Source organism: Streptomyces sp. NPDC091972 (assembly GCF_044756385.1).
Lineage (GTDB): Bacteria > Actinomycetota > Actinomycetes > Streptomycetales > Streptomycetaceae > Streptomyces.
This window is the reverse complement of sequence record NZ_JBIVSV010000014.1, coordinates 50,585-71,715: the sequence shown is the minus strand read 5'-3', so window position 1 is coordinate 71,715 and position 21,131 is coordinate 50,585. Positions and strand designations below refer to the sequence as shown.

Genomic DNA, 21,131 nt, shown 5'->3' with positions numbered 1-21,131 from the left:
TGGGGGGATGCGGTCATCGGCGGGCCAGGACGACGAGGTCGGCGTCGTGGCCCGTACTCCAGGTGAACGGAAGACCGTAGTGCAGCAGGTGGGCCCCGCTGTACTCGGTGCCGGTCTCCTCATCCGTGTATACGGCGGCCGGGTCCGTTCCGCGCAGTCGCAGCCGGGCGGGGCGGCCGGGCACCAGCGGGGCCCCGTCCAGGCGGCCGGTGCTGAAGGCGGCGACCACGACACGTGGTCCGCCGGCCTCGGTGTACTGCACGCCGCAGGTCGCATCGTCGGGAGTGCCGAGCAGCCGGGCCGGGCCGTGGTGGACGACGTCGCGGACCTGCTTGTAGCGGGCGATCCAGTGGGCGGCCTCGGCACGCCGGTCGGCGTCCCAGGAGCGCAGGTCGGCTCCCACGCCCAGCACGCCGCACATCGCCAGCACGAAGCGGAAGGCGAGCGAGCGGGGGCGCGGGTCGAAGACGCCGGGGGCGTCGGTGACCCAGGAGCTCATGACGTGCGGGGCGTGGGCGTGCAGGAAGCCGTACTGGACGCGGAGCCGGTCCAGCGGGGCGGTGTTGTCGCTGGGCCAGACGACGTCGGTGCGGGCCAGTGTGGCGTGCTCCACGCGTCCGCCGCCGCCGGCGCAGCCCTCGACGGTGACGTGCGGGTGGGCGGCACGCAGGTGGTCCAGGACGCGCAGGTATCCGGCGACGTGCTCGGCGTCCAGGTCGAGCCGGTCGGCGGGTCCGGCGCCGGGCCGGCCCCGCTCGGTGGGTGGCCGGTTCATGTCCCACTTGAGGTACTCGATGGGGTGGTCCCCCAGCAGCCGGTCGAGTGTGCCGATCACGAAGTCCTGCACGTCGGCGCGGCCGAGGTCGAGCAGGAGCTGGTTGCGCACCAGCCGGCCGGGGCGGCCGTCCACGCGGTAGACCCAGTCGGGGTGCTCGCCGTGCAGACGGCTGCCGGGACTCACGGCCTCCGGTTCCACCCACAGGCCGAAGCCGAGTCCCAGTGCGCGCACGTCCTCGACGAACCGGCCGAAGCCCTTTGGGAACTTCGCCGGGTCGGGGTACCAGTCGCCCAGGCCTCCGGTGTCGTCGGCACGCCCGGTGAACCAGCCGTCGTCGACGACGAACAGTTCGGCGCCGATGCCGGCCGCCGCCCTGGCGAGTTCGAGCTGGCCTTCGGCGTCGACGTCGAAGCCGGTGGCCTCCCAGGAGTTGTAGAGGACCTTGCGTGTGCGGTGCAGCCGTTCGCCGGCGAGGTGGCGCTCGTAGCGGTGCCAGACCCTGGACAGCCCGTCGAGTCCTTCCGCGCTGAAGGCGCAGGCGAGGCGGGGGGTGGTCAGGGTGTCGCCGGGAGCGAGGAGCACGGCGCCCTCGTGCGGCAGCCGCCCGGCGCGGACGCGGACGGCTCCCCCGGGCTCGGCCTCGGCGGTGATGTGCCAGTTGCCGGGCCACTCCAGGGCGATGCCGTAGGTGGGGGTCGTGTCGTCGTCGGGCAGGGCCGCGTCCTGGACGGCGATCCACGGGGCGTAGGCGTGGCCGGGGACCGCCTGGGTGCTGCCCATGGTGAACGTCCCGCGTGGCAGGTGGAGTTGGGTGCGGGTGAACTCCTGCGACCACTGCCCGGTCAGGTAGGTGAGGCGGGCCCCGTCGGTGACGGGCACGTTGACGGCGGCCGAGTCGGCGCGTTCCAGGCGCAGTTCGTGCTCGCCGGTGCAGGTGAGTTCGGTCCAGCGCAGGATGACGTCCGTGTCGGGCACGGGGGCGTAGCACAGGGTGACGTGCGCGCCGGCGATGTCGTCGGTGAACGCCAGCCGCAGTCCTCGCGCGTCCTGCGTGGCACCGGTGAACTGCCACCACAGTCCGCGCTCGCCGCCCGAGTGGCCGACGACGAGGTCGGCGCCGGTGAACGCGCGCAGGCCCTGCGGGAGGTACTCGGCGGGGGCCGCGTCAGCCGGGGTGATGAAGTGGGTGCGCCGGGACCAGTCGAGCGCCGACGGTCCGTGCTCGACGCCGTGCGGTCCCCAGGCGGCGAGTTCGGCCCAGGGGCCGTCCGGGGAGAGCCGGACGGTGTAGCTGGTGTGCCGGGTGTGCAGGGTCCAGCGGTCGTCAGGGGTCCTGTGGTCGTCCGGAGCCCTGCGGTCGTCAGGGGTCCTGCGGTCGTCCGGAGCCCTGTGGTCGTACCGGGTGGTCATTTCACCGCTCCCAGGTTGAGGCCGGCCACGAAGTGCCGCTGGAAGCGCAGAAAGACGGCGACGGTGGGGGCGGCGGCGATCACGGAACCGGCGGCGATGACGTTCCACATCGACACGTACTGCCCTTGCAGGCCGATGAGGGCGGCGGTGATCGGCATCTTGGTGTCGCTGCGCAGCACGGTGATCGCCCACAGCAGGTCGTTGAAGATCCAGGTGAAGGACAGGGCGCTGAGCGCGGCGAGGGCGGGGCGGGTCAGGGGGAGGATGATCCGCCAGAAGATCTGCCAGGGGCCTGCGCCGTCGACGACGGCGGCCTGCTGGATCTCGTCGGGGATGGCCCGCATGAAGCCGTGCAGCACGAAGACGTAGAAACCGACACCGAAGCCGATCTGCACCCCGACGAGGGCGGGCAGCGTGTCGTAGACGCCGATCATCTCGCTGAGTTTCGCGACGGGGATGAGCAGGATCTGCGGAGGCAGCAGGTTGCCGCCGAGCATCAGCAGCAACAGCGTCCTGCGCAGGGGAACGGCGTAGCGGCTCAGGGCGAACGCGGCCATCGCGGCGAGCGCCAGGGTGAGCAGGACGCACGGGACGGTGACGAGCAGGCTGTTGATCAGGGCGCGCTGCTGGCCGCCGTCGACCCAGGCCAGGCGGAAGTTGTCGAGGGTGAAGGAGTGCGGGAGGCTGCCGAGGCCGTGCGCGGCGATGTCGTCGAACGAACGCAGGCTGGTGACCAGCACCAGGGCGATGGGAAGCAGCCACAGCACGGACAGTGTTCCGGCCCCCAGGTGGAAGCCCGCGGTGGCGGCTCGCCTGCGCTTCACGGCGGTCGAGTGGGCGGACATCAGTCGGCCTCCCGGAAGGCACGCACGAGGTAGGAGCAGATGACGCCGAAGGCCAGCACGAAGATGACCACGGCGAGCGCGGAGCCGTAGCCCAGGCGCAGGGACTGGAAGGCGGTCGAGTACATGTAGGTGCTCAGCAGCTCGGACGAGTGGTAGGGGCCGCCCCGCGTGAGTGACCACACGACGTCGAAGGAGCGCAGCGAGTCGATGACGATGACGGACAGGACGACCGCGTTGACGCTGCGCAGTTGGGGCAGGGTGACGTGACGGAAGCGCTGCCAGGCGCTTGCGCCGTCGACCTTGGCGGCCTCGTACAGGGCCGGGTCGATGCCCTTGAGGCCGGCGAGGTAGAGCACCATGACGTAGCCGATCTGCCGCCACAGGGCCGGCACGATGACCGCGTACAGCGCGGTGTCCTGGTCGGCGAGCCAGGCGTGCCGCAGGCTCTCCAGTCCGACGGCGCCGAGGAGTTGGTTGAGGACGCCGTCCGGCTGGTAGATGGCCTGCCACACCAGGGCGGTGGCGACCAGGGAGAACACCACGGGCAGGAAGAGGGCGGCCCGGTAGAAGCCGACGCCGCGCCGCTCCTGCTGGAGGAGCAGGGCGGTGGCGAGGCCCAGCAGGGCGGACAGCCCGCCGAACAGGACCAGCCACAGGACGGTGTCGATCGCCGCGGTCCTGAAGACCTCGTCGCCCGCCATCTCCCGGAAGTTGCCGAGGCCGACGAACCGCGGTGCGGAGACGCCGTCCCAGGAGGTCAGGGCGAGGTAGAAGCCCTGGAGGGCGGGCCAGAAGACCCACACCGCCTCGGCGAGCAACGGCACCAGGACGAAGGCGAGCACGAGCGGCGGGACCCGGCGGACGGGCCCCCGGCCGCGTCCGCCGGTGGGCGTGACGGCCGGGGCCGGGCGTGCGGGGGTGAGCACGGCCACCTCAGGCGCTCCAGATCTTCTGGGCGTCGCGCTGCCAGTCGGTGAGGATCGACCCGATCGACTTGGGCTTGGCGATGAACTTGGTCAGCGCGGTGTCGGCGGTGGGCTGAAGGGCGTCGCTGGAGTCCCGGTTGAAGAACTGGGTGATCTCGACCGCCTCGTCGATGTGGGCGCGGCCCTTCTTCACCAGTGCCGTCCCGGCGTCCTTGGCCTCGGGGTTGCAGGGCAGGACCGTGCCGGAGGAGCCCTTGATGTAGATCTCCTGCGCCTGTGCGGTGGCGAGATAGCCCATCAGCTCGGTGACCCGCTCGGCACGACCGGTGCGTGCGCTGGCGAAGTAGCCGTCCACGGGGGCTTCCTCGGCGAGCGGCACCTTGGGGTCGATGACCGGGAAGCGGAAGAAGTCGATGTCGTCGAGGGCGTCCTTGGGAGCCGCGTCGGCGAAGAAGGTGCCGATCAGCATCATGCCGGTGCGTCCGTTGAGCAGCGCGGTCGTGGCGTCCTGGAAGGCGAGGGCGGTGCCGTCGGGGTCGAAGTACGGCAGGAGTTCCGTCCAGCGGTCGAAGACCTTGCGGACCTCGGGGTCGTCGAACCGGTGCTTGCCCGCGAGGAGTTCACGGTGGTAGGGGGCACCGTTGATACGTATGTCGAGGTAGTCGAACCAGGCGGAGGCCACCCAGGGTGTGTTGCCGCCGGCGCCGAGCCCGATCGGCGCCACCCCCTTGGACTTGAGCTTGTCGCACAGGTCGAGGAAGTCGTCCCAGGTCCTGGGCTCGCTCACGCCCCACTTGGCGAAGTTCGACTTCCGGTAGAACATGCCCCACCAGTAGTAGGTGGAGGGCACGAACACCTTCTTGCCGGAGCTCGCGGTGCACAGCGTGTTGAGCGCCTTGGAGTAGCGCTTGAGGTCCGGCGAGGAGGCCCACAGGTCGTCGAGGCCGAGCAGCAGGTCCTTCTTGGCGTAGGCGTCCGCCACCGAGCCGGGGTACCAGGTGTAGACGTCCGGCGGGTTGGCGGAGGTCAGGTAGGTCGGCAGCTGCGTGCGGAACGTCTCCGCGGCGACCGTGTTGAGGGTGACGCGTCCGCTGTTCTTCTTGCCGTAGGCCGCGACGAGGTCCTCCATCGCCGCCTTGGCCTGCGGCGCGGACAGGTTGGACTGGAGACTGACCGCGCCCGAGGACGAGGACTTCGAGGACGAGGTCGAGGTGACGCAGCCGCTGAGCAGCGCCGCCGTGCCGGTGGCGCCGAGCCCGGCGAGGAAGCGCCTGCGGCTGGTGTGTGGGTTCGGCATGGATGGTTCTCCCTGAGGGTTCACGCGGCGGCACCGGGGGCGTTGGGGGCCTGGGCGGGGCCGGCGCGGCCCACCAAGACTCGCGTGGCGGTGCAGCCACGTCAAGATTAATTCCTAATTTATTGGCTCTATGGTGAGGGGCGGGCGGGGGTGCGGTTCCAGACCCTCGGCAGCTCGGGTCGTGGGGTGTTCGGGGTTCAGATGGGGGATCGCCAGGTTCGGGATCGCCGGGGTTCGGGGTCGGGATCGCCGGCCGTCGCGGCGCCGGTCGCGGATCGTGATCATCGGCCTGCGGCGCAGCCGTCGCGACTGCAAGTCCTGCGCCACTCCCCCGCGTCGGAGGTCCGAACGAGGGGCGCGGACCGCGCCGGAGCGGCCCCGGGGCGGCGCGGCGACGACTCTGGCAGCCTGCCGGAACCCTGTCAATATTTATTCCTAATTATTGTTGGCCCGCCTCGCCCGCCTCGCCGAGGCAGGCGCGAGGCAGGCGCGACCCGGTCGCCGACGGTCGGATCGAGCTGGAAAACTTAATTTAGTAATTAATCTTGACGCGGTTCGACGCCCCCTGGAAGATCCTCGCAACCACCCGCAGGCGAGCAGACACACGACCGGGACGGTCCTGCATGCCTGATCGGACGACGAAGGATCCGACGTGAAACGACATCTCACCGTCCTCCTGGCCCTCCTGACCACGCTGCTGGTCGCGCAGGCCCCCGCCCACGCCACTCCCCCGCCCGACGACCCAACCGTCACCACGTCGGCATCCGAACAACTCCTGAGCCCGACCCCGTACATGGGCTGGAACACCTACTACGCACTGGGCGGTGACCCCACCGCGGCGGAGATCGAGTCGACCGCCGACTTCCTGGTCAGCAGCGGTCTGCGCGACGCGGGCTACAAGTACGTCTGGATCGACGGCAACTGGGCCGCCCCCACCCCACGCAGCGCGGCCGGGGACCTTGTGCCCAACCCCGCCCAGTTCCCGGACGGGTTGAAGCCGCTCGTCGACTACATCCACTCCAAGGGCCTCAAGGCCGGCATCTACACCGACGCCGGCCCCTACATCCCCGGCAAGTGCGGACTGGGCAGCCACGGCTACTACCAGCGCGACGCCGACCAGTTCGCCGCCTGGGAGTTCGACGCCGTCAAGGTGGACTTCCTCTGCGGCATCGCCGCCGACCTCGACCCGAAGACGGTCTACACCCAGTTCGCCGACGCGCTGCGCCACAACGCCGGCGGGCGCCCCATGGTCTTCAACCTCTGCAACCCCGTCACCTCCCCGGACTGGGGCGACTACCCCGAGACCCAGCAGTCGACGTACTCCTGGTCCTACGCGCCGGCCATCGCCCAGTCCTGGCGCACGTACACGGACGTCGGATTCGTGGGCGAGATCAAGTTCAAGGACGTGCTGCGCAACTACGACGCGAACGCGCGGCACCCCGAGGCGGCCGGCCCGGGACACTTCAACGACCCGGACTACCTGGGGCCCGAACTCGGCATGAGCGACGAGGAGTTCCGGACCCAGATGACGCTCTGGTCGGTCGCGGCCGCACCGCTGGTGATCGGCAGCGACATCCGCAAGCTGAGCAAGACCTCGCTCGGCATCCTCGCGGACCGCGACGTCCTCGCCATCGACCAGGACAGCGCCGCAGTCCAGGCCGTCCGCGTCGGCCCGGCCGGCACGACGGAGACCTGGGTCAAGCGGCTCGCGAACGGCGACCGGGCCGTGGTGCTGCTCAACCGCGGCGACAGCCCGGCGACCCTGACCACCAAGGCGTCCTCCGTCGGCCTGAGCGGAAGCCGGTTCACCCTGAAGAACGCCTGGACCGACCGGGTCACCGAGAGCGCGGGCACGATCAGCGCCGCCGTCCCGGCTCACGGCGCGGCCCTCTTCCGTGTCGCCCGGGCCACGGGCAAGCCCGGCCTTCCGCACGTCGTCGCCGGGCTGCCGCAGGTCACGAAGGTCGGCGACGACACGGTGCCGGCCGGTGTCGCACCGGTGGTCGCCGGCGGTGACCGGGCGCAGGTCGAGGTCGACGTCCGCAACGACAGCCCGCGGCCCGTCCTCGCCCCCCGCGTCGCACTGGCCGTACCCACCGGCTGGACCGCTCGCCCGGCCGGCACCGCTCCGAGAGTGCTGACGCCCGGCCGCTCCGCGACCTTCACCTTCACGGTCACCCTGCCGGACACAGCCGCTCCGGGCAGCGCGACCCTGGCCGCCACCACCGCCTACGAGACGATCGACAAGAAGCGGCTGCGGCAGGAGACTGCCACGCCACTCGTGGTGGCACCCGCGCCGCCGCACGGCGACGTCGCCCTGTCCCACCACGACTGGATCAGCGCCACCAGCGGCTGGATGTCCCCGACCGTCGACCGGAGCGTCGGCGGCTGGACGCCGATCAGCCTGCTGGGCCAGGAGCACCCGACCGGGCTCGGCGTCGCCTCCCCCTCCACCGTCCGCTACTACCTCGGCGACCGCTGCACCCGGCTGACCACCACCGTCGGCATCGACGACGCGGTACGCAACGTCGGCCCGGAAGGCGGCACCTCCACCTTCCAGGTGCTCGGTGACGGCAAGGTGCTGTTCGACAGCGGGGTCGTCGACCGTGACAGCACCCGCCAGGCCGACGTCGACCTCACCGGCGTCCGCGTCCTCGACCTGGTGGTCGGCGACGCCGGGGACGGTGGCTACAACGACCGCGCCGACTGGGCCGGCCTGAACGCCACCTGCTGATCCGACCGGGCAGGGCCGCCCCGCGGGAGAGATCACGTGGGGCGGGTCCCGCACTGTGTCCGGTGATGTGTGGGCAAGGCCGGCCGGCCGTTGCGGGGTGGGCCAGCCACGCCACGGGTCAGACGCCGTCGGTGATGTCCGTCAGCGCCGCCGTGTCGCGCTGGGCCTCGATCTCGGCCAGCCGCTCGGACAGCGCCGCCCGGAGGAACCGGTAGGAGTCGCTGCCCAGCACCAGTCGCAGCGGGGCGGGGGTCTGCTCCACGCTGTCGATGATGCGGCCGGCCATCAGGGCCGGGTCACCGAGGGAGGGCCGGCTGCGGTCCTGCGCCCCGCGGGTCATGGCGGCCGGGGTGTCGTCGTACTCCGGCAACGGGGTCGCCATCCGGAGGCTGCCGTAGCGGAACTCGGTGCGTGCGCCGCCGGGCTCGACGATGGTGACGCCGATGCCGAAGGGGGCGACGTCCTTGGCGGTGGACTCCATGAAGCCCTCGATGCCCCACTTACCGGCGTGGTACATGCAGGCGCCGGGATGGGTGGCCTGGCCACCGTACGTGGACATCTGGAGGATGCGTCCCCCGCCCTGCGCCCGCAGATACGGCAGTGCGGCCCGGGTGACCTGGATCGAACCGACCAGATTGGTGTCGAGGACACGCAGGAGCTGCTCGTCCGTGACCTCCTCGGCGGCACCGAACAGGCCGTACCCGGCGTTGTTGACGATGACGTCGATCCGCCCCAGCTCGGCGAAGGCCCGCCCGACGACCTCCCTGACGGCGGGGGTGTCGGTGACGTCGAGGGACGCCACCCGGAACCGGTCGCCGTACTCCGCGACGAGATCGTCCACGGATCCGGGCCGGCGAATCGTGCCGGCCACCTTGTCGCCTCTCTCGAGCAGTTGCTCGGTCATGTGCCGGCCGAAGCCGCTGTTGACGCCGGTGATGAACCAGGTACGACGTGTCATGACGTGCTCCCAGGTGAGGGGATTTCCTGTGCGCCGCGGTGTTCCCGGGGCCGCGTTCTCGATCCTGGGCCGGTGTCGCGCGGTCAGGCAGTGCCCCCCTGTTCCAGGTAGTGACAGGGCCCCCTCGGGCAGAGGAGCGGCGCGTTACCGTCGGAGCATGGACACAGCAGACGGCCGCAATGCCCTGGGCGCGTTCCTACGGGCCCGTCGCGGGCTCGTCCGCCCCGAGGAAGTGGGACTTCCTGCCGCGGGGATCCGACGGGTGCCGGGGCTGCGCCGTGAGGAGGTCGCGATGCTCGCGGGCATCAGCGCCGACTACTACCTGCGACTGGAACGCGGCCGGGACCGCAACCCGTCGGTCCAGGTGCTCGACGCGCTCGCGGAGGTGCTGCGGCTCGACGCCGACAGCGCCGCTCATCTCGCCGAGCTCGCCCGGCCCAGGTCGCGCCGCGGACAGCCGCTCCCCCGCACCGAACGCGTCCCCGACGGCATCGCGATGCTGCTGGACACACTCGCCGTGCCCGCGTTCGTGCAGAACCGGTGCATGGACGTGCTCGCCGCCAACCGGCTGGCCGTCGCCCTGTCGCCGCACATGGCACCGGGCGTCAACCGCCTGCGGGCCCTGTTCACCGATCCCCTCGCACGGGAGCTGCACATGGACTGGGAGCGGGGCACGGCCGGTGTGGTCGCGCAGCTCCGCGCCGCGGCCGGAGCCGACACGGACGACCCGCGCCTGACGCAGCTCATCGGCGAGCTGAGCCTCAAGAGCGAGCGGTTCCGTCTGCTCTGGGCGCGGCACGATGTCCGCCGCTGGGAAGGAGCCCTCACCCGCTTGCGGCACCCGCAGGTCGGTGAACTGCATCTGCGCCGCGAGAAGCTGGCCGTCACCGGATCCGACGGACTGCTCCTCGTCGTACACCACGCCGAGCCCGGTACTCCTTCGGCCGCCGCACTCGCACTGCTGGGTTCCCTGTCCGCCGCGGAGCGGGAGGCCACCGAGGCGGCCCGCGTCGACGACGGGACGAAACAGCGACAGGAGCATTGAGCACGCAAGCAAGAGAGATCACCCTGGGACTTTCCGACAGAGCGGGCCGACGCGTTGTCCCGCGTGAAATGGCCGAGGGGAACCGGCGTGCTGTCGCGGACATCGCTCCGCTGGACGAGCAGCGCCGATACGTACCCGGCTTGGCAGGTCGCTACCAGCTCCTGTCATCGCGGGAAGGCGTCTGGCACTCGCCGGCTGTCTGCGTTGCCGGTCTGTCCGTGCGCGACGGTCGTCCGCAGCACCTGAAGTCGGCCTGATCACAGAGCTCCTGACCGGCCTCCAGGCCGGCCACGACGAAGCCACCGGGCCACCAGGGTCTTTCGTCGGCAACGCACCTTTCGACCCTCCTCGAATTGATGGCTGACGCCCGGGGCGCGGGCTTAGCGTGCCGAACGGGCCGCGGTCACGGCGGCCGGGCCCGAAACGGGTGACCGACCGGCCGAGTTCGGGGCGACCACACCGGTTCGGTCCGGGCTGAGAGGGAAGTGACTCAATGACCAAGCACCACGTCTTTGCGGGCGGCGGGCGGTGGCGGCTTCTCGTCGCGCTCACGGGCACCCTGTTCGCGGTGATGGGCACCACGACCGCCAACAGCGCCACCACGTCCACCGACACCAGCCATGATTTCGCCGCACAGGCGAGGGCGATCCATCTGACCGGCGAACAGACCGCCGCACTGAATGCCGAAGTCGAACGTGTCCAGGCCGAGATGGGCGGAACGCGCGTCAACCTCAACACGATCTCCCTCGGCGGCAGGAACAGCGTGCACGTGGCCGTGCCGGGAGAAGCCACACCGCGGGACCTGAGTTCCGTCCCCGGCGCTGATGCCGCCTCTTACGACCCGTGCACCGGCGGGGCCGACTACGGCTGGTTCTGCGCCTACGACGAGCCGAACTTCAGGGGCGGCTACATCGAGATGTACGACTGTGCCGACTACTACATGCCGTGGGGAGTCACCGGATCGTGGGACAACAACCAGACGACCGGCACGCGAGCCCGGATGTACGACGGCAATGGGAGTCTCGGCTACACGACACCGGGTGCCCACAGCTCCGACGACGTCGCCTCATGGGCCTGGGTCTACTGGATCAGGAACTGCTAGCCCGCGCCGAACCGGCGTGGTGACAGCGGCTGCCGGAAGCTGACCGAACGAGCAGTGGGTGTCGATCGAGCCGATGTTCACGGCCTGCCGGCCTGATCCACGGCGCGGTCGGGGACAGCAACGAGAATTCGCCCCGACGCCGGTCGCGCATCCGGCGATCCCGGGCACGCCGTCGTCCGGCGCGGATTCATTCACATCCGACAGTTCTCAATATCAGAACCAACAGCTGTTGGATTTCCGGATCGGCCATTTCTAGAGTGAGCATGCGACGTCCCACTGCGCCGCACATTCGCCAAGGCGTCCAGGAGGAGGACACTCATACGGCATCGCCCCCGCGGCGACCGGGATGTGTGCGCGATCCACCCGGGCCTCCCGGCTCGGCGTTCACGCGAACGGCCCCCGAGGGTGCCGTCATGACGGTCGGTGTAACCCGTTCTCCCTGAAACGCTCCAGCCCCGTTGAAAGAGTCGCATGAAAACCTTCACCCTGCCCGGCACCGACGTGGTGGTCCCGAACGTCGTCCTCGGACTGATGCGCATCCAGGACATGACCGACGAGGCGGTGCGCACGCTCGTGAACACCGCGCGCGACGCCGGCATCACGTTCCTCGATCACGCCGACGTCTACGGCTCGGACGACCACGGCTGCGAGCGCCGGTTCGCCGAAGCCATGAAACTCAGCTCCTCGGAGCGCGAGCAATTCGTCATCCAGACGAAGGCCGGCATCGTCAAGGACGGGCCGTACTTCGACTTCTCCTACGACCACATCATCGAGTCCGTGAACGGTTCGCTCCAGGCACTGGACACGGACTACCTCGACATCCTGCTGCTGCACCGTCCCGACGCCCTCGTCGAGCCGGAGGAGGTGGCCCGCGCCTTCGACGACCTGTCGGCGGCAGGCAAGGTACGTGCCTTCGGCGTCTCCAACCAGACCCCCCGACAGCTCGACCTGCTGCGCAAGCACGTGACGCAGCCGATCGTGGCGAACCAGCTGCAGCTGTCGATCACCCACGCGCCGATGATCGCGCAGGGCGTCGCCGCGAACATGCAGGGCCTCGATCAGTCGGTCGTACGCGACGACGGCATCGTCGACTACTGCCGCCTGCACGACATCACCATCCAGGCGTGGTCGCCGTTCCAGGCCGGATTCTTCGACGGCCCGTTCCTCGGCTCCGACCGCTTCCCCGAGCTCAACGCGGTGGTCGACCGGTTGAGCGAGAAGTACGGGGTGCCCGCCGAGGCGATCGCGGTCGCGTGGATCACCCGCCACCCCGCGCAGATGCAGGTCGTGCTCGGTACGACCACGCCGGAACGCGTCACGGCCGCCGCGCTCGGTTCCGACATCCCGCTCACCCGGTCCGAGTGGTACGAACTGTTCCGCGCCGCGGGATACACGGTGCCGTAGCCTCGCCCCTTCCAGAACGGCAGCCGGCCCGGAGCGTCTCCTCCGGGCCGGTCCCACTTGCCCCGGATCAACAAACCCTCCGGGTCCTACTCGGTGGACGGAACGACCTGCCGTCCGGAACCGCCCCCGGGTTTCACCAGACCGGTCTCGTACGCGATCACCACCGCCTGGGCCCGGCTGTCCAGGTCAAGCTTGCTCATCGTGCGGTTGAGGTGCGTCTTGACGGTGGCCTCGCTGATGTAGAGGCGGTCGGCGATCTCCAGATTGGACAGCCCACCGGCGGTCAGCTTCAGAACCTCCACCTCGCGCGAGGTCAGCACGTCCAGGTCGGGCGGGCTCTCCATCCCCTCCGCAACACCATGCTGCCGGGCGAAGGCCTCCACCAGGCGGCGGGTGACGCTGGGCGCGAACAGCGCGTCGCCGACCTCCACGACGCGTACGGCGATCAGCAGCCGCTCGGGCCCGGATCCTTCAGCAGGAACCCGGAAGCCCCGGCGCGCAACGCCCCGTAGACGTACTCGTCGAGATCGAACGTGGTCAGGATCAGGATGCGCGGGCCGGACCCGTCAGCCTGGGCGAGGATGCGCTCGGTGGCCTCGATGCCGTTGATGCCGGGCATCCGGATGTCCATGAGGATCACGTCGGGCCGGGTCTCGGCGGCCAGTCGCACCGCCTCCTCCCCGTCCCCGGCCTCCCCCACGACCTCGAAGCCGGGCGCGGCGTCGAGCAACCCGACGAGCGCTCGGGCGTGTGGTGGTAGACGCCCCTCGCACCTGCCGAGGGTGACAGCAGCGGGTCCGCGCTGTTGGGGGGAAGGAGTCGCTGACAGCGACTTCCAGGGTCGGACCCGTATGACGTCGGCCTCCAAGCCTGATCGTGGCCTTGGAGGCCGACGTTGCTGTACCTGCCGTCACAGCCGTATGCGGAGCCGCGGAAAAACACGCGGTACATCAGGCGCGTGCACGTCGTAGGTGCTCGTCTGTGCAACCTCCCGTCGGTTCAGTGGTCTTACTCGCCGGGGTGCACATGACGGCAGAACACCAGATCGCCTTCTTCCTCAGGGAACTGGAGACGGGCGACACCTGGCGGCGGGCGGCAGCGGCCAAGGGGCTCGGCAGACTCGGCACGGCCGCGCATGCCGCGGTGCTCGTACGGGCGGCCGCCGACCCCTCACCCGAGGTGCGGGAAGGCGCGGCGGTGGGCCTGGGCAGGCTGGGGGTCGCCGCGGGCATGGCGGAGACCCTGTGCACGCTGATGGACGACGACGATCCCTGGGTGCGCAGGCAGGCCTCTCTGGCGTCCCGCCGGCTCGGGCTGCGCGATCGCGAGGTCGTGGACGCCTATGCGCGTCTGCTCAGCGATCCGGACTATCACCTGCGGATCAACGCGTTGGACGCGTTGCGGGAGTTGGGCGTGCCCGGTGACGTTCCCGCGCTCGTCCGGCTGCTGGGTGACCCGGCCTATTCCGTCTGGGGCCGGGCGCGGGCCATGATCTGGGAGTTCAGGAATGACCCGGACATCGAGGCGGAGCTGGTCCGTACGGCTCAGTGGGGGGCGGACGACGCCCGCGCGCACGCCCTGTGGATGCTGCCGGACCACCACGTCGACCGACTGTTGGTGTCGTTGCTCGGATATCTGACGGAGGACACCCCTACAGAGGTGCGCCGCGTCGTGGCATCCCGACTGGCACGCACGGGCCGCCCAGAGGCGCAGGACGCGCTGTTCACCGCCCTGGAAGCGGAGCAGGACCCGGCCGTGGCGTCACAACTGCTGTTCCTGCTCGCGCGATCGGGGGACGAACGTCTGCTCGCTCAGGCCTCGCGCTGGCTGGGCCACGAACGCGCGGGACCGTCGGCCGCCACTGCCTTGGGGTCCGTCGACGGCAAGGTCGCCGCGAGGCTCCTGCGAGCCCTCCTCACCGACCCGGCAACGGCCCCCCGCACACTCGCCGCAGCGGCGACTGCCTATGGCGGCATGGGGAGATGGGACGCCGTGTGGCTGCTGCTGCCCCTGCTGGACCATGCCGCGCCCGAGGTGCACGAAGGTGCGGTGCGCGGCCTGGACGCCATGGCGGACGACGGGTTCCGCCCGTGGGAACGCGGGGCGGTCGCCCGCGCGCTGGTAGCCCGTCTCCAGGTCGACCACACCCTGGTCGGGGTGGTGCAGAGGGTCCTCACAGGCCTGTCGGAAGCCCTGTCCGGACTGCGGGAACTGCTGGACCGGACCACCTCCCCCCTTGTCCGATCCGCCGCGCTGTCGCTCCTCGACCCGCACAACGCGACGGACGCCGACACCCCCCACGATCTGCCGCTCTTCGTGCGGCACTTGGATGACGCCGATATATGGGTCCGCAAAGTCGCCGCGGAAGGAATCGCCCACTGGGTGGAGGAGACCGGCACGCTCCCGCCGGGCGAGGAGGGTCTGCGCGACCGGCTCACCGCCCTGGACGAGGACCCGTCCGACTTCGTACGCGAGGCGGCTGCCGAGGCGTTGCGCGCCCTGGACGACCGCAGAAACAACTGACAGGCACAGCTTCGTGTCGACGGCAGGTTGTCCACGCTTCCGACGACCGCCGCACCATCTGGCCGAAACCGCACGGTCGGAAGCCCTCTCCGCATGCCTTCCCGCGCCGCCCGGAACCGTGGACACCCCCACCCCGCCCACCCACGGCGCCGGACCGCGACAGCTGCGTGACCCGCTCCCGCCACCGATTGTCAGTGATCGCCGCTAACGTTCCTCACATCGTCGCACTGATGCCGGGACGTACCCGGCTGAACTGTGCTTTCTTCTTGTTGTCTTGTGGTGGAAGGCGGGGACTCGTGGGTTGGCTCTCGGCGGGTGACGGGTATGAAGTCGCCCTGGTGGACGGGCGGGTGGCGGCGCGTGCCACCTCGGGCCGGGCTGCGGGGCGGCAGCTGAAGTCGCTGCCGCGCGCGTTGCGCGACCATCCTGAGGTGGACCGGCTGCGGCGGTTCGCCGAATGGCTGGATCGGCACGCCACGGCATGCGTCGCCCAGGTCGACTCCTGGATGGTGTCGTCGCTTCCCGTCCCCACCGGTCTGCTGGCCCGGGTGTGGCCGGACGAGGCCTGGCAGTCGGCGCTGCGTGACCTCGCCGTGGTGGGCGACGACCCCGACGAGGTCGGTTTCCTGCGCGGCGCCACGGAGGACGGCGAACTGCGCGTGGTGAACCTGGACGGCGAGACGGTACGGCTGTCCCCGCGTACGGTCACGCTGCCGCACCCGGTGCTGCTACCGGACCTCGACGACATCCGCGAGTTCGCGGCGGAGCTGGGCATCGTGCAGCGCGTGGAGCAGATCCACCGTGCGACCTGGCAGCGCCCCGAGGACCTCGATCCGAAGGCCCGGGAGATACGGGAGTTCGCCGGAGGGTCCTTCCGTTCCCGTTTCGCCCTGGCCGCGCGGGCGAGTTCGCTCGGCTACCGCGTCTCGGGGGGCTACGCCACGTCCCGGGTCCGCGACGGCGACCGCACCGTGGAGGCCGCCGTGTGGATCGGCGAGCCGTACTGGGAGGACACGGTGGAGACCGGCGGCCTCACCTGGCAGGACATGGACGGCCGCGCCCTGCCGCTGCGGGAGGTGGGCCCGGTGGCCTGGTCGGAGGGGATGCGGATGGCCGCGGCGCTGTACGCCGGGCGCACGATCGAGGAAGGCAAGAACGCATGAGCGGGGGGACGCAGGTGTCGTACGAGGAACTGCTGACGGCGGGTGCGGTTCTGCCGCCGGACACCGAGGAGGCCGGCGAGCGGGCGGTGCCGCTGACGGCACGGGCGTACCGCCACCCGGGCCTCGACGACCGTGTCGTGGTGCGGCTGGTCGCCGGCGAGCTGGGTGCCGCCGAGGACCTGGCGGCCGGCTTCCTCGGCCTGGAACCGGCCGCCGAACCTGCCGTAGTGGGCCTCGGACTGCGCCAGTCGCTGGGCTTTCCCGAGTGGGTGCTGGTGCACCACCCCGAGGACGGCCACCACGCCCTGGGGGTCGTCCCCGACCTGGAGCGGGCCGCGCGGCAGGCCAAGTCCCGTCCGAAGGCCGCGCTGGACGCCTACCTGGAACTCGGCCGGCGGCTCGCCGCGTCGGTGCCGCACTTCCTGCCGACCTTCTACGAGCAGGCCGGCCGGGTGTTCCTCGCCGAGGAGAACGCCACCTATGCGGCCCAGTTGTTCACCCGCGCCCGCAAGGCGGAGGCGGAGCACGGACTGACGGTGGAGGAGGACCGCCTGGACGCGGTGTTCCTGGAGTTCGCGCTGGCCGGGGCGCTGCCGGTGAAGGTGCTCTCCGCCTACGGCAGGGAGCTCGCCGCCCGGGTCTCCGCCGGGGAGGCCCTGGAGCGCTTCACCCGGCTGTGCCTGCGCCGCACCGCGGGCGGCCTGCCGCCGTCCGCCCAGATGGCCAACGACCTGCGCAAGCTGGCCCGTGGCGCCGGCCAGGACGCCGACCGGGCCGAGCAGGACTACCTGGCGGAGCTGCTCGGGCTGCCGGCCACGCTGCGTGCCGCGGGCGGCTGGTGGAAGGGCCACCGGACCGCGCTGGTGGCGCTGGCCGAGCGGGACCCCCGGGTGCGCGGCACTCTGCTGGACATGATGCCGGCCGGCGCCGACGAGGACATGCCCGCGATGTGGCTGGAGGTCCTGGAGACGTCCGGCGCCACGACGGGACTGTGGGACGACTCCCTTCCCCCGGAGCAGCGGCCGAGCGTCGGCACCGCGGGCTGGCTGGAGCGCTTCCTTGCGTTCCGGGAGCGGGCCCGGTCCTGGCGCGGCTCCACCCGGATGCCGGAGCTGTACCCGCTGGTGGAGCGGGCCGCGGCCCGACTGCGCACCGAACTCGCTGCGTCAGAGCGGGGTTTGAGGGTCACGCACGACATCGACCTGATCGACCTGCTGCTGTCCCTTGACGTGCCGGTCGCCGCTCCCGCCAAGGACCAGGAGCTGCCGCTGACGGCGTGGGCCATCGGGGACGGACAGCGTGAGCTGACCTTCCTCGGCGCCGATCCGCGGTTCCGCGACGCCTTCCTGCTGGGAGCCGACCGTTTCCACCAGGGCGACCAGGCGCTGCGTGCCATCCGTCTGCTGGCGGCCTCGCCCGGCGGCCGCCCGTGGCTGACGGAGTGGGTCCGCAGCGTGGTGCGAGGCTTCGCCGCCGTGGGCCTGCCCGGGCTGCCCCACGCGCTGACCCGGCTCGGGTGGCTGCCCGCCGAGGCACTGGCGCTGGCCGAGGACGACGTCCGCGCCGCCGTCGGCACCGACCTCGCGCCGGTGCTGGCCCGCACCCTGCGAGCCGGACTCTTCGACGAACTCGGCTGGCCCGCCTGGGAGGAGGCGACGGCCGAACTCGTCGCCAAGAACCGGGTGGAGGACCTCGTGGTCGCCGACGCCTGGCCCCACCTCGTCGTGGCCGGCAGGACCCAGGCCCGGGTGATCGGCGCCGGCGGCACCGTACTCACCCACGACCTGCGGCTCCCGGCGAACGACGTCTCGGGTGACCCGGGCTTCCACCACGTGGACGGCGAACTCCTCGTGTACTGGAACTCCCGCAGGGACGGGCTGCGCGGCTACTGGCACTCGCGCGCCGACCGCGTCGAGTCCCTCACGGGCGCGCACGTCACGCGGGGCACCGAGATGGACTGGTACCGCGGCGACTTCCCGATCACGCTGCCTCTGCCGGGCGGTGGCCGGACCACCGGTCGCGGAGTGGTGCACGCCGGGGACACCACCCTGCCCGACGAACGGCCGCTGCTCTTCGACGGATCGTCCTACTGGGTGTGGCACGCGGAATCCGAGGACCGCGCGACGCACGGCTGGTACGAGTACGACCCGGCCACCAACGAGCGCGGGCGGATGAGCAAGCCCGCCTTCCTCGCCGACGCCCTGCGTGACGCCCCCAGGGGCAGCAGTTACGTGGGCGGCAGACTGCGCCCCTCCCCCACCACCGAAGCCACTCCCGCCTGCGCTCCCGTGGACGGTCTGGTCGGCCTGCGGGTGATCGAGCTGCCCGGCGGTTCCCATCGCGCCGAGGACCTCGCCGGGCACCGCGTCACCCTGCCCGCCGGAGCCGGTGTGCCCTACGAGCTCATCGTCTTCCCCGGCGCGGACCGGGCCACCGCCGTCGTCCGCGACAACTGGCAGCTCCGCCTGGTCGACGCCGACGGCGTGCACACGGCCTGGGCCAAGACCGACCGCTCCCCCGGCAACTTCGGCGAGGGCACCCTGCTGCTTCCTCCCGTGCAGTTCTGGGAGTGCCTGACGGCCCGTGACCCCGAGGGGTCGAAGGCACTGCGGACCGTCGACCGCGACACGGCCGCCGCCCTGCTGGCCGCAGCGGCCGACCAGGACGGGCGGGCGCTGACCGACACCGTCCGCACCCTCCTGCCGGTCAGCCATGACGCGCTCGTGCAGGGCATCGCCGGAGTCGCGCGTTACGCCGCCGCCCAGCAGGCCGTGCTGGACGCGGCGGCCACCCGGCTGACCCGCGCCCTGGAAGGCGGCCTGGAGGAGGAAGGGCCGGCCGGACCGGCGGACGTCAAGCTCATGGCGGCGACGAACGGGCTCGGTTCCTCCCACGGCTACTGGTGGAACCGCGACGACGAGTCCGACACCGTCTTCCGCACCCTGCGCGTCCTGGCCCGGGCCACCGGACTCGCCGACACCGCCCTGCCCGACCTCCCGGAGGCCCGCCTCCACCTCGACGGTCACCCCCTGCCCTCCGGACAGCCCGACCTGGAGACCCTGCTGGAGAGGACGACCGCACTGGCCTACCGGGCCGCCGGCGGCACCACCGCCCGGGAACACCGCGAGGTCCTGTGCACCCTCCTCGCCGAGTTCGACCGCCTGGGTCTGACACCGGACGACTCCACCACCTGGCGGAAGGTGCACCTGCACCTGGAGGCGGCGACGCTGCGCACCACAGCGGGCGGATGGCGCGAAGGCTCCTGGAACGGCGTGCTCCCGCTCGCCGACGGCGCCTTCATCGCCGTCACGGGCCGCAACTCCCTCGACGACGACCGTGCCTGCTTCACCGGCTACTTCCATGACCCGGCCGGACGCTTCGAGACACCCCTGCCCTACAAGGCGCTCCAGTCACGGCCGTTGGGCGAGAGCACGGCCCCGGGCAGGATCCGGACGTTCCTCGCCGAACTGGCCGAGCGCGGCCCGGCCCCCTGGTTCCCGGAGGCCGCAGAGGAGTTCGCCCGCCTCACCGGCGTGACCGAGACGCTGGCCCGGCTCGTCGTGGCCGGCATGCCGGGGATCGACGTCTACGAGCGCAGCTTCCTCAGCGCCGAGGCCCGCGCCCTCATCGGGGTGAAGGTGGGCCCGGCGGCGGTCGCCAAGGACGAACTGCGCGGCGTCGACGGCGCGGTGCGGGCCGCGGTCGTGGGTGCCCTGCTGCCCGCCGAGCCCGCCCGGCTGTGGACCGAGGGCCCGGACGTGGCGGCCGCCGCCGCGGTGTGGAACGCCAAGGTGGGCAAGCGGGTGGCCGTCCCGGAGGCACTGCTCGGTGACGCGATCCGTGCCTTCCGGCACCCCTCCTGGCCGATCCGGCAGGCCCTGCCTGCCCTCCTGGACCCGGCCGCCTCCCCCCGGCTCAGCCGGGATCTCACCTGGGCGGTCAGCGGGGACCGGGCCAAGCCGGTCGGCGACGACACGGAAGGGTTCACCGCGGACACGCTGGTCGGCGCGGTCGGCCTGCTCGCCTGGCTCGCCCACCGGCTGCCCGCCGGCGACCCGGTCCGCGCCGCACTGCCCCCGGCTCTCACCGTCGTCCGCGAACGACTCGCCCACCCGGGACTGATGCTCGACCTCGGGCGTTACATCAGCCTTCCCGACTTCCGGAAGACCGCCGGCACGCCCACCGAGACCGGCCCGGGCTTCGAGCGGTACGGCGCCGTCGTCCTGGCCACCCACGACGACCGGCCCGCCCCGGCCATCCGCGTCGACCTCCTCGACGAGGCGGGCCAGGACCCCTATCTGCCGGCGGTGCGCGTCGACGGCCAGCAGCCGTACGGTGCCGAGGTGGCGCTGCGTCTGGTCCGCGACCAGAGGTTCGCCGCCCTGCTCGCCGATCCCGGGGAGCCGATCGCGGGGGACCGCGGCAAGGACGCCACCTGGTGGCCGCAGGACCCCGGTCGCTCGGTTCCCGATCTGGTCACCGAGGTGGCCAAGGAGCACGGGCTGGGCGAGGACGCCGCCACGCTCTATCTGATGCTGCTGGCTATGCCCGACCCGACCGACCGCATGACGGCCCGGTGGACGGGCTGGAAGCCGGCACGGCTGAAGGCGGCGCGCGCCGAACTGGCCGCCACCGGCCTCGTGGTGGAGGCCAGCCGGACCCGGGCGGGCCGCTCGCTGTTCCTGCCCGGTGGCTGGGTGGAGCAGTCGGCCCCGCGGGTGCCGCTGGAGCGCTGGAAGCTGCCGCTGTTCGGCGAGATGAGCGAGGATCACGTCCCGTTCGGCGTGATCGTGCCGTTCGAACCGGCCGCGGACCTGTTCCGCAGGGCGTGGCAGCGGGTCCAGGACGGCGACGCTCCCCGGTTCGAGGAGCTGAAGGTCCGGCGGGGCCGACGCCGCTGACGTGTCACCGGCCCGGGGCGCCGCCCGCCGACGGCGCCCCTCCCC

General features: G+C 71.5%; 13 protein-coding genes and 1 pseudogene. 8 read left to right on the top strand and 6 right to left on the bottom strand.

Annotated features, from left to right (window positions below):
* Positions 1 to 13 precede the first annotated feature (13 nt).
* The 4 genes from ACIQJT_RS33300 to ACIQJT_RS33285 are packed head-to-tail and all read right to left on the bottom strand — an operon-like array spanning position 14 to position 5,256.
* Entirely contained in the window at positions 14 to 2,188 is a 2,175-nt protein-coding gene (locus ACIQJT_RS33300) for an alpha-galactosidase (protein ID WP_402649534.1), read from the bottom strand.
* Complete coding sequence (locus ACIQJT_RS33295; RefSeq protein WP_402649533.1) at positions 2,185 to 3,033, bottom strand: carbohydrate ABC transporter permease; 849 nt, start codon at positions 3,031 to 3,033, stop codon at positions 2,185 to 2,187. The genes ACIQJT_RS33300 and ACIQJT_RS33295 overlap by 4 nt, the downstream gene beginning before the upstream one ends.
* On the bottom strand, positions 3,033 to 3,965 hold the full coding sequence (locus tag ACIQJT_RS33290; protein ID WP_365460029.1) for a sugar ABC transporter permease: 933 nt from the start codon (positions 3,963 to 3,965) through the stop codon (positions 3,033 to 3,035). The genes ACIQJT_RS33295 and ACIQJT_RS33290 overlap by 1 nt, the downstream gene beginning before the upstream one ends.
* 1 nt (position 3,966) lies before the next feature.
* Positions 3,967 to 5,256 carry an ABC transporter substrate-binding protein gene (locus ACIQJT_RS33285; RefSeq protein WP_402649532.1) on the bottom strand — a complete coding sequence of 430 codons (1,290 nt, stop codon included), beginning with the start codon at positions 5,254 to 5,256 and terminating at the stop codon, positions 3,967 to 3,969.
* Between the two features lie 652 nt (positions 5,257 to 5,908).
* On the opposite strand from ACIQJT_RS33285, the gene ACIQJT_RS33280 reads away from it, so the two are divergent.
* A complete protein-coding gene (locus tag ACIQJT_RS33280) occupies positions 5,909 to 7,990 on the top strand; it encodes an NPCBM/NEW2 domain-containing protein (protein ID WP_402649531.1) in 2,082 nt (693 codons plus the stop codon).
* A gap of 118 nt (positions 7,991 to 8,108) precedes the next feature.
* Here the strand turns inward: ACIQJT_RS33280 and ACIQJT_RS33275 are convergent, their stop codons facing one another.
* Positions 8,109 to 8,948: an SDR family oxidoreductase gene (locus tag ACIQJT_RS33275; protein WP_402649530.1), complete on the bottom strand. Its 840-nt coding sequence runs from the start codon at positions 8,946 to 8,948 to the stop codon at positions 8,109 to 8,111.
* A gap of 157 nt (positions 8,949 to 9,105) precedes the next feature.
* Between ACIQJT_RS33275 and ACIQJT_RS33270 the strand changes: the two genes are divergently transcribed.
* The 4 genes from ACIQJT_RS33270 (at position 9,106) to ACIQJT_RS33255 (ending at position 12,499) form a co-directional block, all read left to right on the top strand.
* Positions 9,106 to 9,993 (top strand): helix-turn-helix domain-containing protein, encoded by an 888-nt coding sequence (locus tag ACIQJT_RS33270; RefSeq protein WP_402649529.1) that lies wholly within the window; start codon positions 9,106 to 9,108, stop codon positions 9,991 to 9,993.
* A gap of 493 nt (positions 9,994 to 10,486) precedes the next feature.
* Positions 10,487 to 11,095, top strand: a complete 609-nt coding sequence (locus ACIQJT_RS33265) for a hypothetical protein (RefSeq protein WP_365460044.1) — start codon at positions 10,487 to 10,489, stop codon at positions 11,093 to 11,095.
* Positions 11,096 to 11,153: 58 nt separating this feature from the next.
* Positions 11,154 to 11,351 (top strand): hypothetical protein, encoded by a 198-nt coding sequence (locus tag ACIQJT_RS33260; RefSeq protein ID WP_402649528.1) that lies wholly within the window; start codon positions 11,154 to 11,156, stop codon positions 11,349 to 11,351.
* 215 nt (positions 11,352 to 11,566) lie between these two features.
* Entirely contained in the window at positions 11,567 to 12,499 is a 933-nt protein-coding gene (locus ACIQJT_RS33255) for an aldo/keto reductase family oxidoreductase (RefSeq protein ID WP_402649527.1), read from the top strand.
* 86 nt (positions 12,500 to 12,585) lie between these two features.
* Here the strand turns inward: ACIQJT_RS33255 and ACIQJT_RS33250 are convergent.
* Positions 12,586 to 13,229: pseudogene (locus ACIQJT_RS33250) on the bottom strand (response regulator).
* 296 nt (positions 13,230 to 13,525) lie between these two features.
* On the opposite strand from ACIQJT_RS33250, the gene ACIQJT_RS33245 reads away from it, so the two are divergent.
* The 3 genes from ACIQJT_RS33245 to ACIQJT_RS33235 all read left to right on the top strand — a co-directional run bounded on the left by ACIQJT_RS33245 (position 13,526) and on the right by ACIQJT_RS33235 (position 21,086).
* The gene (locus ACIQJT_RS33245; RefSeq protein WP_402649526.1) at positions 13,526 to 15,022 is read left to right on the top strand and encodes a HEAT repeat domain-containing protein; all 1,497 of its coding nucleotides are present in this window, start codon (positions 13,526 to 13,528) and stop codon (positions 15,020 to 15,022) included.
* A 296-nt stretch (positions 15,023 to 15,318) separates the two neighbouring features.
* Positions 15,319 to 16,185 carry a DUF4132 domain-containing protein gene (locus ACIQJT_RS33240; protein ID WP_402649525.1) on the top strand — a complete coding sequence of 289 codons (867 nt, stop codon included), beginning with the start codon at positions 15,319 to 15,321 and terminating at the stop codon, positions 16,183 to 16,185.
* On the top strand, positions 16,182 to 21,086 hold the full coding sequence (locus ACIQJT_RS33235) for a DNA-binding protein (RefSeq protein WP_402649524.1): 4,905 nt from the start codon (positions 16,182 to 16,184) through the stop codon (positions 21,084 to 21,086). The genes ACIQJT_RS33240 and ACIQJT_RS33235 overlap by 4 nt, the downstream gene beginning before the upstream one ends.
* The last annotated feature ends 45 nt before the right edge of the window (positions 21,087 to 21,131 follow it).

Coding starts and splice junctions, on each gene's coding strand:
- ACIQJT_RS33295 (WP_402649533.1), bottom strand. CDS start 3,033: ATGTCCGCCCACTCGACCGCCGTGAAGCGCAGGCGAGCCGCCACCGCG.
- ACIQJT_RS33270 (WP_402649529.1), top strand. CDS start 9,106: ATGGACACAGCAGACGGCCGCAATGCCCTGGGCGCGTTCCTACGGGCC.
- ACIQJT_RS33275 (WP_402649530.1), bottom strand. CDS start 8,948: ATGACACGTCGTACCTGGTTCATCACCGGCGTCAACAGCGGCTTCGGC.
- ACIQJT_RS33255 (WP_402649527.1), top strand. CDS start 11,567: ATGAAAACCTTCACCCTGCCCGGCACCGACGTGGTGGTCCCGAACGTC.
- ACIQJT_RS33300 (WP_402649534.1), bottom strand. CDS start 2,188: ATGACCACCCGGTACGACCACAGGGCTCCGGACGACCGCAGGACCCCT.
- ACIQJT_RS33235 (WP_402649524.1), top strand. CDS start 16,182: ATGAGCGGGGGGACGCAGGTGTCGTACGAGGAACTGCTGACGGCGGGT.
- ACIQJT_RS33285 (WP_402649532.1), bottom strand. CDS start 5,256: ATGCCGAACCCACACACCAGCCGCAGGCGCTTCCTCGCCGGGCTCGGC.
- ACIQJT_RS33245 (WP_402649526.1), top strand. CDS start 13,526: ATGACGGCAGAACACCAGATCGCCTTCTTCCTCAGGGAACTGGAGACG.
- ACIQJT_RS33265 (WP_365460044.1), top strand. CDS start 10,487: ATGACCAAGCACCACGTCTTTGCGGGCGGCGGGCGGTGGCGGCTTCTC.